Annotated in this window: 16 protein-coding genes; 9 read left to right on the top strand and 7 right to left on the bottom strand. The window is 63.5% G+C overall.

Annotated features, from left to right (window positions below; translation table 11 throughout):
- Positions 1–163 precede the first annotated feature (163 nt).
- Together AC0L16_RS18895 and AC0L16_RS18900 are read left to right on the top strand one after the other, a co-directional pair.
- The gene (locus AC0L16_RS18895; RefSeq protein WP_473622495.1) at positions 164–1300 is read left to right on the top strand and encodes an alpha-hydroxy acid oxidase; all 1137 of its coding nucleotides are present in this window, start codon (positions 164–166) and stop codon (positions 1298–1300) included.
- Between the two features lie 35 nt (positions 1301–1335).
- Positions 1336–2109, top strand: a complete 774-nt coding sequence (locus AC0L16_RS18900) for a metallophosphoesterase (protein ID WP_473622580.1) — start codon at positions 1336–1338, stop codon at positions 2107–2109.
- Positions 2110–2113: 4 nt separating this feature from the next.
- Here AC0L16_RS18900 and AC0L16_RS18905 read toward each other — a convergent pair whose 3' ends face one another.
- Together AC0L16_RS18905 and AC0L16_RS18910 are read right to left on the bottom strand one after the other, a co-directional pair.
- A complete protein-coding gene (locus AC0L16_RS18905; RefSeq protein ID WP_167378775.1) occupies positions 2114–2254 on the bottom strand; it encodes a hypothetical protein in 141 nt (46 codons plus the stop codon).
- A gap of 274 nt (positions 2255–2528) precedes the next feature.
- Positions 2529–3227, bottom strand: a complete 699-nt coding sequence (locus AC0L16_RS18910) for a type 1 glutamine amidotransferase (protein WP_473622581.1) — start codon at positions 3225–3227, stop codon at positions 2529–2531.
- Positions 3228–3332: 105 nt separating this feature from the next.
- On the opposite strand from AC0L16_RS18910, the gene AC0L16_RS18915 reads away from it, so the two are divergent.
- The 4 genes from AC0L16_RS18915 to AC0L16_RS18930 all read left to right on the top strand — a co-directional run bounded on the left by AC0L16_RS18915 (position 3333) and on the right by AC0L16_RS18930 (position 7357).
- Positions 3333–4025 carry a hypothetical protein gene (locus tag AC0L16_RS18915; protein ID WP_473622583.1) on the top strand — a complete coding sequence of 231 codons (693 nt, stop codon included), beginning with the start codon at positions 3333–3335 and terminating at the stop codon, positions 4023–4025.
- Between the two features lie 31 nt (positions 4026–4056).
- A complete protein-coding gene (locus tag AC0L16_RS18920; protein WP_473622496.1) occupies positions 4057–4791 on the top strand; it encodes a 16S rRNA (uracil(1498)-N(3))-methyltransferase in 735 nt (244 codons plus the stop codon).
- Between the two features lie 203 nt (positions 4792–4994).
- Positions 4995–6368, top strand: coding sequence for a glutamate--cysteine ligase (locus AC0L16_RS18925; RefSeq protein WP_473622497.1), 1374 nt, complete (start codon positions 4995–4997; stop codon positions 6366–6368).
- A 119-nt stretch (positions 6369–6487) separates the two neighbouring features.
- Positions 6488–7357 carry a DUF937 domain-containing protein gene (locus tag AC0L16_RS18930; RefSeq protein ID WP_473622498.1) on the top strand — a complete coding sequence of 290 codons (870 nt, stop codon included), beginning with the start codon at positions 6488–6490 and terminating at the stop codon, positions 7355–7357.
- Between the two features lie 168 nt (positions 7358–7525).
- Here the strand turns inward: AC0L16_RS18930 and AC0L16_RS18935 are convergent, their stop codons facing one another.
- Positions 7526–7816: a DUF1127 domain-containing protein gene (locus AC0L16_RS18935; protein WP_473622499.1), complete on the bottom strand. Its 291-nt coding sequence runs from the start codon at positions 7814–7816 to the stop codon at positions 7526–7528.
- Between the two features lie 174 nt (positions 7817–7990).
- On the opposite strand from AC0L16_RS18935, the gene AC0L16_RS18940 reads away from it, so the two are divergent.
- The 3 genes from AC0L16_RS18940 to AC0L16_RS18950 all read left to right on the top strand — a co-directional run bounded on the left by AC0L16_RS18940 (position 7991) and on the right by AC0L16_RS18950 (position 11729).
- The gene (locus tag AC0L16_RS18940; protein WP_473622501.1) at positions 7991–8947 is read left to right on the top strand and encodes a LysR substrate-binding domain-containing protein; all 957 of its coding nucleotides are present in this window, start codon (positions 7991–7993) and stop codon (positions 8945–8947) included.
- Positions 8948–9020: 73 nt separating this feature from the next.
- Positions 9021–10586, top strand: coding sequence for an exodeoxyribonuclease VII large subunit (gene xseA / locus AC0L16_RS18945; protein WP_473622502.1), 1566 nt, complete (start codon positions 9021–9023; stop codon positions 10584–10586).
- Between the two features lie 9 nt (positions 10587–10595).
- A complete protein-coding gene (locus AC0L16_RS18950; protein ID WP_473622584.1) occupies positions 10596–11729 on the top strand; it encodes a DmpA family aminopeptidase in 1134 nt (377 codons plus the stop codon).
- An 80-nt stretch (positions 11730–11809) separates the two neighbouring features.
- On the opposite strand, the gene AC0L16_RS18955 is transcribed toward AC0L16_RS18950, so the two are convergent.
- From AC0L16_RS18955 to AC0L16_RS18970, 4 genes are all read right to left on the bottom strand, one after another.
- Positions 11810–12064, bottom strand: a complete 255-nt coding sequence (locus tag AC0L16_RS18955) for a hypothetical protein (RefSeq protein ID WP_473622503.1) — start codon at positions 12062–12064, stop codon at positions 11810–11812.
- A 634-nt stretch (positions 12065–12698) separates the two neighbouring features.
- Positions 12699–13454 carry an ATP-binding cassette domain-containing protein gene (locus tag AC0L16_RS18960; RefSeq protein ID WP_202364313.1) on the bottom strand — a complete coding sequence of 252 codons (756 nt, stop codon included), beginning with the start codon at positions 13452–13454 and terminating at the stop codon, positions 12699–12701.
- Positions 13447–14499, bottom strand: a complete 1053-nt coding sequence (locus tag AC0L16_RS18965) for an ABC transporter permease subunit (RefSeq protein WP_473622505.1) — start codon at positions 14497–14499, stop codon at positions 13447–13449. Before AC0L16_RS18965 ends, AC0L16_RS18960 begins: the two co-directional genes overlap by 8 nt.
- Positions 14500–14595: 96 nt before the next feature.
- Positions 14596–15576, bottom strand: a complete 981-nt coding sequence (locus AC0L16_RS18970; protein ID WP_473622506.1) for an ABC transporter substrate-binding protein — start codon at positions 15574–15576, stop codon at positions 14596–14598.
- Positions 15577–15964: the final 388 nt, after the last annotated feature.

Raw genomic sequence — 15964 nt, forward strand, 5'->3', positions numbered from 1 at the left:
TAGAGCGTCCTTGCGCGTCCAATTGGACGCACAGCGCTCTAATGTCCGCTCCGCTCCGGTTCTCGAAACTACCCCCATATGACTCGCCGGAGCGACTTTCGAAACAGCCTCTGAGAGCCGGCCAAGAATTACGACGAATTAGCGAACAATCAGCGGGAAGCCCATGAGCATGATCCTCACCATCGCCGATCTCAAGGACCTGGCGCGCCGCCGCGTGCCGAAGATGTTCTTCGACTATGCCGATTCCGGTGGATGGACCGAAAGCACCTACCGGGCCAACGAAGAGGACTTCCAAAAGATCAAGTTCCGCCAGCGCGTGATGGTCGACATGAGCAACCGCTCGCTGGAATCGACCATGATCGGCGAGAAGGTGGCGATGCCGGTGGCGCTGGCGCCGACCGGCATGACCGGCATGCAGCATGCCGACGGCGAGATGCTGGCGGCGCAGGCGGCGGAGGAATTCGGCGTGCCGTTCACGCTGTCGACGATGAGCATCTGTTCGATCGAGGACGTCGCCTCGGTGACCAAGAAGCCGTTCTGGTTCCAGCTCTATGTGCTGCGCGACAAGGATTTCGTCCTCAGTCTCATCGACAGGGCGAAGGCGGCGAAATGCTCGGCGCTGGTGCTGACGCTCGACCTGCAGATCCTCGGCCAGCGCCATAAGGACATCCGCAACGGGCTGTCGGCGCCGCCACGCTTCACGCCGAAGCATGTCTGGCAGGTGGCGAGCAGGCCGGGCTGGTGCCTTAGCATGGCCGGCACCAAGCGCCGGACCTTCCGCAACATCGTCGGCCACGCCAAGGGCGTCGGCGACCTCACCTCGCTGTCGTCGTGGACGACGGAGCAATTCGATCCGCATCTGTCGTGGAAGGACGTCGCCTGGATCAAGGAGCGCTGGGGCGGCAAGCTGATCCTGAAGGGCATCCTGGACAAGGAAGACGCGCTGATGGCGGCCAAGACCGGCGCCGACGCGATCATCGTCTCCAATCATGGCGGACGCCAGCTCGACGGCGCGCCGTCGTCGATCTCGGTGCTGGAAGAGATCGCCGACGCGGTCGGCGACACGATCGAAGTGCATATGGATGGCGGCATCCGCTCTGGCCAGGACGTGCTGAAGGCGCTGTGCCTCGGCGCCAGGGGCACCTATATCGGCCGGCCTTTCCTCTACGGCCTCGGCGCGCTCGGCAAGGAAGGGGTTACCAAAGCCTTGGAAATCATTCGCAAAGAGATGGACATAACGCTGGCACTGTGCGGAAAGCGTCTGGTGACCGACATGGGCAAGGATCAGCTTCGGCGTTAGACTCCCGTGACGGCATGATCACGGAGATGGACGCATTGACTGCCCCGGGCATCCACTTTCTCGACGCGCGCGGACCGGAAGGCATGCGCATCTACGCGGTCGGCGACGTGCATGGCCGGCTCGACCTGCTCGCCGCCATGTACCGCCGGATTGCGGCCGAGATCGGCCAGGCGCGGCCGGCCGACTGGCGTGTCGTCCATCTCGGCGACTATGTCGACCGCGGCCCGGACTCCAAGGGAGTCCTCGATTTCCTGATCGAAGTGCGAAAACGCGACCCGCGCCACCTGATGCTCGCCGGCAACCACGACATCGGCTTCCTCGACTTCCTCGATGCCCCCGATGCGGACGGGCTTTTCATGCGCTATGGCGGCATCCAGACCGCGCAATCCTATGGCGTGGCGCTCAATGAAGGCGGCGGCGCGTGGTTTGGCAGGTCCGAGGCGGCACTGCGGCAAGGCCATGCCGCACTTGTCGAGGCCGTGCCGAAAAGCCACGTCGAGTTCCTGCAGTCGCTGCCGTTTTCACTGACCTTCGGCGACTTCTTCTTCTGCCACGCCGGCATCCGGCCAGGCATTGCGCTGGAAAGTCAGAGCACGCAGGACCTGATCTGGATTCGCGATGTCTTCCACAACCATTCCGGCCTGCATCCAAAAATCGTGGTGCATGGCCACACGCCGGTGCCGGAGGCCGAAGTGATGGTCAACCGCGTCAATATCGACACGCTCGCCTACCAGACGGGAAACCTCAGCGCGCTCGTCGTCGAGGGTGCCGACAAGCGTATCCTGGTGGTGTCAGGCGAGAGGGGTTAAGCGCTTAGCGAAGCGCGGCGGTAACGCCGTAGCCGTCGACGGCGTTGTGGTTGTTGGCTGCGTCGCCGGCATAGGTGCCGAGGCCGCACAAGACGATGGCCGACAACATGACAAAGGACAGAAGCGCTGCTTTCACGGACGTCATCTCTTGTTGAGCTTCCTGCATCTGTGCACGGGGCGGGTTACGAATGGGTTGAAACGGAAAATGCGTCTCAACGTTTCGATGATTTCGCTGCTTTTAGGCATGTTCTGTATCGGCGATGTGTCGCGCGAGTGACCCAAAAGGTTCATCACGTTGCACGGACGATGCAGAGCGGCTGCCTTCTAGGGCGGCGGGCGGCCACAAGCCAAGGACGAAACATGCTGTCCACAGCGGATTTTTGCCGGCGTGCCAAATATGCAACGTCGGTACCGACTGATCAGATCGTCGCCACCCAGGCGCGGGCGATGGCCAGCCCGGCGGCATCGGCAGCCGCTCCGTGGCGGGCCATTTCGTCGTCGAGCCGATCGCTCCAGTCCGGGTGCCGTTCGGCAATGAGCGATGCGAAGGATGCGCTCCAGTCGCGGACCATCGGCCGGTCCGCCTCGAAATGGAACTGAAAGCCATAGACGGCACGGCCGATACGAAACGCCTGATTCTCAGCGACCTCGTTGCCGGCGAGCCGCACGACGCTTTCGGGCAAGACAAAAGTGTCGTCATGCCATTCGAAGATCGGGAAATGTTCGGGCAGCGCGCCGAGGACCGGATCGGCCGTCGCCGCCGGCGTGAGCGAGACCTGGTGCCAGCCGAATTCAGAGGCGGCCCCGATCCGGTTCTCGCCGCCGAAGGCGCGCGCGACCAACTGACTGCCAAGGCAGATACCGAGCACGGCGCGATCCTTGCCGGCGAAATCGCGCGTCAGGTCGAGCAGTTCAGGAAAATACGGACAAATTTCGTCGTCCAGCGCATTCTGGGCGCCGCCGAGCACGACCATGGCGTCGTGCGCAGCGCTGTCCTGCGGCAGCATCTCGCCACAATAGGGCCGGCGCAGGTCGATATCGGCGCCTGCCTCGACAAGCGCTGCGCCGATCTGGCCAAGGCCCTCGCTGTCGAAATTCTGGACCACCAGCACCCGCATCGAAAAACCTGCTGACATGAAAACGATGCGACGAGCGATATCATGCCGCCGTCATTCCGGCCAAGATACGTATTCGGGGAGAAAGCCATGCCACTGCAGAAACCTATGCCGCTGCAGAATCGGGTCGACCCGTTCGGCGTCATCCACGCCGTGCCGGAACGCGGCCTGTTTATGGGCAATCGCGGCATCATCCATGACCCCGAAACGAAGACGCTGCTGAAAAAGCGCTGGGCGCTGCAGGCCTGGATTATCTGCGTCTGCGAATTCCGCGATGTGCGGCGCGAGCCGATGGGCCGCAACAGGCAAAGCGACGACCATTCGGGCGGCAAGCAGTCGGGTGGCAAGGCGGGCTGGACCGAATTGTTTTTCCTCGACGAGGTGACCGCGCTCTCGGCCGGGCATCGGCCCTGCTTCTTCTGCCGGCGCGAGCGGGCCAAGGATTTCGTCCGGCGCTTCGGCATGGCCTTCGGCATTGCCGAGCCGCGCGCACCGCAGGTCGACAAGCGGCTGCATAGGGAGCGGCCGGCGTCGGGTGGACAGGCACCGATCGTATCCGCGGAAGAGCTTGCCGGGTTGCCGGACGGCGCCATGGTTGCGGACGGCGGCAATGCCTATGCGATGCGTGGCGGCAAGGCACTGCGCTGGTCGTTCGCAGGTTACGGCGGTGGTGTGGGGGTCGATCCGGTCAGGTTCGGCGGTTTTGCCGACGGTCCAATCCGCCTGCTCACGCCGACGACCACCGTTGCTGTGCTGAGGCAAGGCTACGAACCGGTCTGGCATCCCTCGGCCAAGACTTGACGTCAAGAGCCGGCTCGCCCATTCCTCGGCGATGCGCGCCAATTACAAGATGCAGCGGCTGTTCGTGCCGGACGACCTCGGACCTGACATCGAGTTCGAGGCGAGTCCGCAGCAGGGCCATTACCTCTTGCATGTGCTGCGGCTCGGCGAAGGCGCCGAAATCCTGTTGTTCAACGGCCGCGACGGCGAATGGTCGGCGGCAATCGCCGCCAAATCAAAAAAGGCGGTGCGGCTGAAGGTGCTGACCTTGCAGCGGCCGCAGCCGCGGCTGCCCGATTTCGTCTACTGCTTTGCGCCGCTAAAGCAGGGTCGGCTCGACTATCTGGTGCAGAAGGCGGTCGAGATGGGCGCCGGCGTCCTGCAGCCGGTCATTACCCAGCACACGCAAGTCGCAAAGCCCGGCATCGAACGGCTGCGCGCCAATGTCGTCGAGGCCGCCGAACAATGCGGCATCCTGGCGGTGCCTGAGGTGTGCGAAACGGAAAAATTCGAACGCCTGCTGGCCGGCTGGGACAAGGAGCGGCGGTTGATCTTCTGCGACGAGGATGCCGGGACCAACAGTCCCCTGCCAGCGCTGCAAGCGGTGCGGGAGAAGAAGCTCGGGCTGCTGGTCGGGCCCGAGGGCGGGTTTTCCGACGAGGAACGAAGGATGCTGAGGGCGCTGCCTTTCGTAACCGCGATTCCACTCGGCCCGCGTATCCTGCGCGCCGATACGGCTGCGGTGGCGGCACTGGCGGTGATACAGGCGACAATCGGGGATTGGTGATCAATCCGGTTGACCAGTGGCTCAGGATTTTTCGCTTGATCGCCTACTGACATTTCGTCCATCTAGCGCCGGCGGTCGTCCGGCCGCCTACAGCGCCGCGCGTCCTTTCGGACGCGCATAGGAAGTTGTAGCACTTTGGTTTGGCGCATGATCCCCAGCGAAAATCGATGCCGATTTTCGGGTCATGCGTCGGAGGGCTGTTCATGGCGCGCGACACAACCGATTTCCGGCCGATTGAAAGCGTCGACGAGCTTGTCGAGCACCTGGCTGAAGGCAACAAGCCGCGCGACAAATGGCGCATCGGCACCGAACACGAGAAATTCCCGTTCTATGTCGACGGCAATGCGCCGGTGCCCTATGGCGGCGAGCACGGCATCCGCGCCATTCTCGAAGGCATGCAGGAAAAACTCGGCTGGGATCCGATCATGGATGCTGGCCGCATCATCGGCCTGGTCGAGCCGACCGGCCGGGGCGCGATTTCGCTGGAACCCGGCGGCCAGTTCGAACTGTCCGGCGCGCCGCTGGAGACGATCCATCAGACCTGCCGCGAGGGCAATGCGCATCTGGCGCAGGTGCGCGAGATCGCCGAGCCGATGGGCATCCGTTTCCTCGGCCTCGGCGGCAGCCCGAAATGGTCGCTGGCAGAGACGCCAAAAATGCCGAAATCGCGCTATGAGATCATGACGCGCTATATGCCCAAGGTCGGCACCAAGGGCCTCGACATGATGTACCGCACCTGCACCATCCAGGTGAATCTCGACTTCGAGAGCGAGGCCGACATGCGCCGCAAGATGCAGGTGTCGCTGAAGCTGCAGCCGCTGTCGACGGCGCTGTTCGCCAACTCGCCGTTCACCGAGGGCCGGCCCAACGGATTTCAGAGCTGGCGCGGCGACATCTGGCGCGACACCGACAACCAGCGCTCGGGCCTGCTCGACTTCTGCTTCTCGCCCGATTTCGGCTTCGCCGACTATGTCGAATGGGCGCTCGACGTGCCGATGTACTTCGTCATCCGCGACGGCCACTACCACGACATGACGCACGTCACCTTCCGCCAGTTCATGGCGGGTGCGGCCCGCAACGAGATTTCTGACGGGCTGCCGACGATGGGTGATTGGGCGAACCATTTGTCGACGCTGTTTCCCGACGTGCGACTGAAGCGTTTCCTTGAAATGCGCGGCGCCGATGGCGGGCCGTGGCGGCGCATCTGCGCGCTGCCGGCCTTCTGGGTCGGGCTGCTCTATGACGCGGCGGCGCTCGACGCGGCCGAGTCGCTGACCTCGAGCTGGAGCTATGAAGAAGTGCTGGCGATGCGCAACGCCGTGCCGGAACAGGGCATTTCGGCGCCGTTCCGCAACACGACACTGCGCGAGATCGCCCGCGACGTGCTCGTCATCTCGCGCATGGGGCTGAAGAACCGCGGCCGCAAGAACCGCGACGGCTACGACGAAACCTCGTTCCTCAGCACGCTGGACGAAGTCGTCGCGCGCGGCACCACCAGCGCCGAGGAATTGCTCTCCGCCTATCATACGCGCTGGGGCGGCTCGATCGAGCCGGTGTTCATGGAGTATGCGTATTAGCCGTTTGCACTCGGCTTGGCCGACAGCTCAGGAAAAAAGCGCTTTCCGAAAATCGATTCCGATTTTTGGGCCGATGCGATAGGCTCTCTCCTACGAGGATTTCCCGGAGGAGAAAACCAATGCCTTCTTTGTTCGACATTCTGGCGCAGGCGCAGAACGGCAACGGCATGCAGGCCCTGGCCCAACAGTTCGGGCTTTCTCAGCAGCAAGCGCAATCGGCGGTCGAGGCGCTGCTGCCGGCCTTTTCACAGGGGCTGAAGCGCAGCACCTCCGACCCTTACGGGCTCGGCGCGTTCATGACGGCAATGGCCAGCGGCCAGCACGCCAAATATTTCGAGGACGCAGGTCGGGCCTTTTCGCCGCAGGGCGTCGATGAAGGCAACGGCATTCTTGGCCATCTGTTCGGCTCAAAAGACCTGTCGCGCGCCGTTGCCAGCCAGGCAGCGCAGGCGAGCGGCGTCAGCCAGCAGATCTTGCAGCAGATGCTGCCGGTCGTGGCTTCGATGATGATGGGCGGCCTGTTCAAGCAGACCACAAATCAGATGCAGGCAGCAGGCGGATTCGGCGGCGGCAGCAATCCGCTCGGCGAGATCATCGAGCAGATGATGCGGCAGGCTGGCGGCGCACAGGCGCCGGCACCACAGCCCGGCCCGATGGACAATCCGTTCGGCAAGATGCTGCAGGACATGTTCGGCGGCGCGCAGCAGCCGCAGGGTCAGCCGCAGCAGGCGCCCAATCCCTACGGCGACAATCCGCTCGGCAAGGTGCTGCAGGACATGTTCGGCGGCGGCGCGCAACAGCAGCAGCGCGAAGCGCCGCAGCAACGCGAAGCGCCGCAGCCGCAGACCAATCCGAGCGGCAGGCCACGCAATCCGTTCGACGATTTGTTCGGCAAGATGTTCGAGGCGGGCGCGCAGCAGCGCGACGATTACCAGAAGGGCATGGAATCGATCTTCGATCAGTTCAAGCGAGGCATGGATCGGCGCTAAACCGACGAGGCGGCCGCAACCTGATCTTGAGCGCCGCTCAAAGAAAAAATGCCCGGTCCTTGGGAGGATCGGGCAGTGTGCAGGCGGGCCGGCGGGGAAACCGGCAGGGAGTGGGGTGCCTGCGAAATCCTTTAGCGCCGTGCCGCAAAGGGCACGGAACCAACGCGATCAGGCCACCTTGCGGCAGACGTCCTCGACTGTTTCCGTGCGATCGGCCGCGATGGCGCGAAGCCTCTCGGTTGGATCGCGGCCGAATGGTACGTCGATGGCGACGTGGAGATCGGCGCGCGTCAAGCCGATGTCGGCAAGTTCGGCATCCGACATCTCGCCGAGGCGATAGAAGGCGCGACGGTTTTTCCAGGCGCGATAGATGTTGGAGATGGTGTTGACCACGCGCGTCGCAATAGCCGGACGCGACGTGATGCGCGAAGTCTCGGTGGCGAAATCAAACGTAGCCATGGCAGTCTCCTTCTTTCAACGGGCGAATACGGGTGATCGGCGCTGGAAACAGCGGCCGTTCTGGTCCTGATTCATGTGCCGTCATGTGGACAGTCGTAAATTTGCCACCGTTCGATTGATTAATCCAACGAATGTTTTTAATCTTTAGCATCAACGTCAGTGATGGATAGAACGATGAAAGCACCACTCGATCTCGATCAGTTGCAGACCTTCGTCTCGATCGTCGACACCGGCAGCTTCACCCGCGCGGCGGAAGCGGTGCATCGAACCCAGTCGGCGGTGTCCATGCAGATGCGCCGGCTTGAGGAACGGATCGGCAAGCCGCTGTTCGAAAAGGACGGGCGCACCAACAGGCTGTCCGAGGAAGGCGACAGGCTGCTCTCCTACGCAAGACGGTTGCTGTTCCTCAATCGGGAAACGCTGGCCGCCTTCGACGACCGGCGGCTCGAAGGCACGATCCGCATCGGCACGCCGGACGACTATGCCGATCGCTTCCTGCCCGAGATCATGGCCCGTTTCGCCCGTTCCAACCCACGTGTCGAACTGACCGTCATCTGCGAGCCGACGCCGGGGCTGGTCGAGCATATCAAGCGCGGCAATCTCGATCTGGCGCTGGTGACGCATAGTGACGCGCACGGCCAATCGGAAGTGGTGCGGCGCGAACCGCTGCTGTGGGTGACTTCGGCCAACCATGCGACGCATGAACAGGACATTCTGCCGATGGCCTTCGGCCGGCCGAACTGCATCTGGCGGCGGGCCGCCGTCGACGTGCTCGACCGGCAGAACCGCGACTACCGCATCCTGTTCACCAGCTTCTCGGCAACGGTCATTACCGCCGCGGTGCTTTCCGGCCTGGCGATCTCGGTGCTGCCGGAATGCGCGCTGCGGCCCGGCATGCGGGTGCTGGGCGACGCCGACGGGTTCGGTGCCCTGCCCGATTGCCGCATCGGCATCATGCGCGGCCAGACGTCGCGGCCGGAGATCGTCGAGGCGCTGGCCCGCCACATTTCGGAAAGCCTCGACAATATTTCCGTGCCGCTTGGCGAAGAGGCGGGAAGCTTCGACTTCCCGGCATTTGCCTTCTCTAAGACGAAGCGGACCAAGCCGAACCAGATCTCGCCGGGCTGGTGAAAAACCCCCGCAATTGGCCGGCACCGGACACACCCGTCTTGACGCCGGCCAACAACCGCCCCCCAATCGGCCAATGAGCGACGCAGCATCCGAATCACGTACCAACGCCACCGAATACACGGTGGGCGAGATTTCCGGCGCGCTGAAGCGCACGGTCGAGGACGTCTTCGGCAATGTGCGGGTGCGCGGCGAAATATCAGGCTATCGCGGGCCGCATTCCTCCGGCCATGCCTATTTCTGCCTCAAGGACGACCGCGCACGGCTCGACGCCGTGGTCTGGAAGACCACGATGAGCCGGCTGAAGTTCCGCCCCGAAGAAGGCATGGAGGTGATCGCCACCGGCCGGCTCACCACCTATCCCGGAAAGTCCACCTACCAGATCGTCATCGACAATCTGGAGCCGGCCGGCGCCGGGGCGCTGATGGCACTGCTGGAAGAGCGCAAGCGCCGGCTGCAGGCCGAAGGCCTGTTCGATGCCGGCCGCAAGCGCTTGCTGCCGTTCATGCCGTGCGTCATCGGCGTCGTCACCTCGCCGACAGGCTCTGTCATCCGCGACATCATCCACCGGATCAAGGACCGGTTTCCGCTGCATGTGCTGGTCTGGCCGGTGCGGGTGCAGGGCGAAACGGCAGGCGCCGAAGTGACCGCCGCCGTCAACGGCTTCAACGCACTGGCGCAGGATGGCGCCATCGCGCAGCCTGACCTTTTGATCGTGGCGCGCGGCGGCGGCAGCCTCGAGGATCTTTGGGGGTTCAATGACGAGGCGCTGGCCCGCGCCGTCGCCGCCTCGCGCATTCCGGTGATTTCCGCCGTCGGCCATGAAACGGACTGGACGCTGATCGACCTGGCGGCGGATGTGCGGGCGCCGACACCGACGGGTGCCGCCGAAATCGCCGTGCCCGTGCGCGCCGACCTCGAAGTAACGCTTGTCGGCCTTGGTGCGCGGCTCAAGGCCGCGGTATCGCGCAATTTCGAGCGCAAGCGCCAGGCGGCGCGTGCCGCCGCCCGGGCGCTGCCTTCGCCCGACCAGTTGCTGGCATTGCCGCGCCGGCGTTTCGACGAGGCGACGACCCGGCTTGGCCGGGCGCTGTCCGTCAGCGTCCAGCGCAAGCGAGCCAGGCTTCAGGCGCAGCGGCTGACGCCGGCCACCCTCTCGCGACGCATGAACGAGGCACGCACACTGGCCGGCCGCGACCTTGGCCGCGCGCAAGCGGCGTTCTTCGCCATCGTGCGCGAGCGGCGAACGCGGTTTTCGCGCACTGCGGCGCGGCTGTCGCCGGCGCCACTCGCAAGGCGGCAGAAATTGCAGGCAGATGTTTTGGCGGCGCTGTCGCGGCGGCAGGACCGGGTGATTTCGGTGCGGCTCGAGCGCTTGCGCGGGAAACTGACCCAGGCCGACCGGCTGCTGGCGACGCTGTCGCACAAGGCGGTGCTGGCGCGCGGCTTCGCCCTGGTGAAGGACGCCGACGGCGCGGTGATCAAGCAAGCGGCGGAAGTGACGCCGGGGCTGGCACTTTCGCTGGAGTTCGCCGACGGGACCGCCGATGCGATTGCGACCAGCGGCGCCGCACGGCCGAAAACAACTGCAAAGCCGGCCACCAAAGCCAGGGAGCCTGGCAACCAAGGCTCACTGTTCTGAGTGCCGATGATCTCCGGCAATCCACATCACCAGACGACGCCTTCCGGCAAGCCGCGCGCGCGAGCCTTCGGCATTTGTTTTGACGGCACGCCCGGACCGTTCAACGCCATCACCGATGTGGCTGGCGTTGCGGTCGGTTATTCGACGCTGATTTCGGGCGAAGGTGCGCTGGTGGTCGGCAAGGGGCCGGTGCGCACCGGCGTGACCGCCATCCTGCCCAGACCGCGCGCCGAGCTGGCCACGCCGGTGTTTGCCGGGATTTTCGGCCAGAACGGCAATGGCGAATTGACCGGTTCGCACATCATCGAGGAAACCGGTGCCTTCAATTTTCCGATCACCATCACCAACACGCATTCCTGCGGCGTTTCACGCGACGCAACGCTGCGCTGGATGCAGCGCGTGCTGCCGGCCGCGCTCGACAGCGGCTGGGGCCTGCCGGTGGCGGCGGAAACCTACGACGGCTTCCTGAACGACATCAATGGCCACCATCTCAGGTTTGAGCACGTCGCCGCGGCCCTCGATGGCGCGACCAGCGGATCGATCGAGGAAGGCAGCGTCGGCGGCGGCACCGGCATGATCGCCTTCGGTTTCAAGGCAGGCTCCGGCACGGCATCGCGAAACGTGGAATCGCACGGCCGGCGCTACACGGTCGGCGCCTTCGTGCAGGCGAATTTCGGCAAGCGGAGCAATTTTACCATTCGCGGCCTGCGCGCCGGGCCCGATCTCGTGGAACCGGCGATCCGCGAAAGCACGCCGCGTGCCGAAAAGGGCTCGATCATCGGGATCGTCGCCACCGATGCGCCGCTGCTGCCGCATCAGATGAAGCGCCTGGCTCGCCGGGCGCCGCTCGGCGTCGCCATGACCGGCGGCTTCGGCTATCATAGCTCGGGCGATATTTTCCTGGCCTTTTCGACCGCCAACCGCGAGGCGGCACTGGCGCCGTCAGGCCGCATCGCCAGCGCCGATTTTATCCCGGATACCGACATCGACCCGTTCTTCGACGCCGTGATCGGGGGTGTGGAGGAAGCGATCCTCAATGCGCTGGTCGCCAATGACGACATGACCGGGCGCGACGGCAATTTCGTGCCGGCGCTGCCGAAGGCATGGCTCAAGGGCAAATTCGGCGCGAGTCAGGGAAAGTAGGACTGTGGCGTGTCACGCGTCGCACAGGTCTTGGAAACGGTTGAGCCTGGTAAATAGATGCCTTTCGCCGGGTCGGCATGTCACTCGGCAGGCTTGTCCGAATTCTTTTGGTCCTGGTCGGCCTCAGCCGCCTCTTCCAGCCTCGACGCGATAAGTTCCTGAATGTCGCCGACCTCTTCCTGGATATCCTCCAGCGGTATGCCGGCCTCAGCCGCCTTCGCCGCGCATTCCCTGGCGAGGGTCTCGGCCTGCTCCTCGATCCTGTCCAGCGAGGACTGGCAGTGGACCTTTTCGCCGATCCACTCCTGCAAGAACTCGATCGCGTGTTCGCTCATGCTGCTGTTCCCTGGCGGCTGCGCCGGTTGGTAATCATAAACGCCGGCATCCCCGAAAAGATGCACGCTCCTATTCCAACCGAGTCGTCGTCACCCGGCAAGCCGATCTCGCCCAAGCTCCACAGGGCTGACTGACATCGAAGGTTCAAGGAGCACATTCTAATTGTGAAGGAGATTCTATTTTCCTGAGGAGACTGGCACCGTTGGCTGGGATAATGTCTCGGATCGCGCCATTGTTTCTACTTGTTATTTTCCGGCAATCCAGTCAATTTGTATGACAATAGGTGTCACACACGCGGCACATCTGCGGCGCCATTCGCTGCGCAACCCTAGGGTACTCGGCCAAAGCCGCCGCTATATAGTGACATCCTCAGGCAATGTCGACTCTGCTGGCCGTCCTGCTTCTTTCCGCCGCGCCGGGCGTATCTGGACGGCATTTTGTCATCGTCGGGGCGAGCATTTTCGCCGGAATCGGGCGGGCGCATTGAGACTGCTGAGCGGCTAGGCGCGGTAGCTTTGCCGGCGATCCTGCCGCAGTGCATTCTCGCCGGAGAATTGCCCACTTTGCCGGCTCGCCACCCGGGAAGCTCATTGCCTCGGGACGTGCGTTGCTTCAGAAATCGAAAGTACCGGCCTAGCCGCCAACCATGAGCTTGACGACTTCGTCATGATTGGTTTCCGAGATCTTGCGCTCGCCGGCCTGGATGCCGCGGCGCAGCACGACGATGCGGTCGGAAACGGCGAAAATATCCTGCAGATTGTGCGAGATGAAGATCACGCCCCGGCCTTGCGCCTTGAGTTGGTGGATAAGCGAGATGACCTTGCGCTGCTCCGGCACGCCGAGGGCCGCGGTCGGTTCGTCCATGATCAGGATCTGCGCATCCCAATAGACGGCCCGGCCGATGGCAACGGCCTGCCGTTGCCCGCCGGAGAAATTGCTGACCGGGGCGTCGAGCCGGCTGACATGGAAATCCAGCCGTCCCATGGTCTGCTTGGCGGCGACGGCCATCGCCTTGCGATCGAGCACCGGCAAGAAACCAAAAACCTTGCGCATGGGTTCACGGCCGAGGAAGATATTGGCGCCGATGGACAGATTGTCGGCGAGAGCGAGATCCTGGTAAATGGTCTCGATGCCTTTTTCGCGCGCCTCCTGCGGCGTCGCGAAGGTGACTGGCTGCCCCCGCAGCAGAATTTCACCGCCGGTCGGCTGAAAGACGCCCGATATCGCCTTGATCAGCGTCGTCTTGCCGGCGCCGTTGTCGCCGGCCAGCGCCACCACTTCGCCCGGCCGCACGGCCATGGAGAAATCATTCAGCGCCTGCACCGCGCCGAAATGCTTGGAAAGGTGTCGGACTTCGAGAAGCGGGGCGGTTTGTTCGGAACTATTCATCCTGACGAGCTCCACTGAACCGGCGCTGCGCCTGGTCGATAAGAACGGAGATGATGATGACGAGGCCGACGGCGATGAACTGCCAGAACGGCTCGACATTAACGAAGACCAGCCCGTATTGAATGACCGCGATGACCAAGGCGCCAGCGACCGTCCCAAAAATGGTGCCGGAGCCACCGAACAGGCTGGCGCCGCCGATCACCACGGCTGCGACGCTGTCGAGCAGCAAGGGTTCGCCGGCTTGGGCGGCGCCCGCGGTGAACCGCGCGGCATAGAGCGCGCCACCGAGGCCGGCACACATCGCCGAAAGCACGTAGAGGCGCAGGATGTGGCCCTTGATGTCGATGCCGGCGCGACTCGCCGCCTGCACATTGGCGCCGATGGCGTAGTTGTGCTGGCCGAATCGAGTCTGGCTCAGGATGTAGTGCATCACCACGACAAAGACGGCGGCAATGATGACGAGATAAGGCACACCGTAGAACCTGCCGTTGCCAAGCAGCGCGAACCAGGAATTCTGGACCGGCACCGTCGTGCCGCCGGCCAGCAGGAACGCAGCGCCGCGCGCCACGCCAAACATGCCAAGCGTGCCGATGAAGGGTGGAATTCTGAGGCGCGAGATCAGCAGGCCATTGATGACGCCAGGCACGCCGGCGACGATCACCGCCGCCAGAATGCCCAGCATCATGGCCAGAGGCACCGGCATGACGACGCCAGCCATATTCGTGGCGTGGGCCGCGACGACGGCCGCCAGACCCATGATGAAGCCCAGCGAGAGGTCGATGCCTCCCGAAATGATGACGAAGGTCTGCCCGGTCGCCAGCAGCAGCGGCGCCACGGCAAATATCGCAATGGACTGCACGTTGAACGGGTTGAGCACGAAGGTTGCGCCGAAGGAGAGCCTCGACCAGACCTCGAAACAGATGATCAGGCCGGCGAGGAACAGCCAGGCGCGTCCTTCGGCGACGCGTGCGAGCCAGCTCCTCGCCGGATCACCGTGATCCGCCTGGGGAGCGACATGCGTTTCGGTTGGCGATGTTGAAGTCATGAATGGTTCCGATCCGCAGAGCGGCCTCCGACAGACAGGGTCAAAGAGACCCGGCGCAGGGCTCCTTCCGGCAGGCCGGAAGGAGACTGGCTGGACTTATTCGGAATAGAGGTACTTCGAGATGTTCGGGTCGGCGATGTTGGCCTTGTCCATGATCGTGAAGCCGGTGCCGATCGCAACCGGGATCGACTGGCCGGTCAGATGGGCATAGGCCGACACGACGCCGAAATAGCCGATTTCCGCGGGATGCTGGGCAATCGCCACGTCGACAAGTCCAGTGTTGATGTTGTCGGCAATGCTGGTCGGCGCGTCGAACGCCACGACCTTGACGGTGCCGGTCTGCCCGGCCTGCTGGACGCCATTGGCCGCGCCAAGTGCCGAGAACAGGTTTGCGCCGAACACCCCAACGAGATCGGGATTGCGCGCGAACACAGCCTGCAATTGCGAGGCGGCCTTGTTGGCGTCGTTGTCGTTGAACTGGGTCTCGAGAACGGTGATGTCGGGATGGTTGGCCGCCATCTCCTTCTTAAAACCCTCTTCACGCTGGTCGGTGGTCGAAATGCCAGGCTTGACGTTGGAAACGTAGACCTTGCCCTTGTCGCTAATCGCCTTGGCCAATGCCCGCGCGGCGATCTCGCCGCCCAGAATGTTGTCCGAGGCAATATAGGACAGTGGGAAATCCGCCTCGCCGGCGCCGGTCTGGTAGACGCCGCTACCGATGAAGGTGTCGACGGTGATCACCGGAATGCCGGCGTCATGGGCCTTGCGCAGGGGTTCGACCAATTGAACCTTGTCGGTCGGCGCGATCAGGATGGCGTCCGGCTTCTTGGCGATGACCGCGTCAAGCACGGGGACCTGTGTTACCGGATTGAAATCCGGGGCGCCCTGGAAAACCAGGGTCACGCCAAGGGCATCGGCTGCTGCCTGGGCTCCCTTGCGCATGGTGATGTAAAAGCCGTCGGTGGTGAGACCCGGAATGAGCGCAATGGTGAATTTTTTGTCCTGCGCCAAAGCGGGCGTGACCAGCGCCGCGGCGCAGATGGCGAGAGCCGCCAGGGCGGCAACAATCTTCTTCATAACATCCTCCTCCTAATGTTGGCAGATTTTGCCGTTGCGAGTTTTCCCGGCTCTGTGAAGTGCTGGCGGCGAGAAGCGGATTTCGCCTGCTTGCTGTTATTGGCAGCCTCCTCCCGAGCGCCCCCCAATTCGTTAGATCAAGTCGTTAGAGCGGCCGTCGAGACCGACCAGCCTGATGCGAAGTCCCGTTACTAGCCTCCGCAGGAACAGCGCCGCTCGGCGCGTATGACGTACCTAGCCGCAAGGTTGTAACACTTTGCTGAAAGAAATTGCAACCTGGTATTTCGGGTTCGAAACGCTTTCACATCGGACACCATCTGCCCGCTCCGCAGAGCCCCTCACGCAGACTATTGCCCCAACGCTTTGACGACACAACTGATGATTTCGC

Source organism: Mesorhizobium sp. WSM4848 (assembly GCF_055811375.1).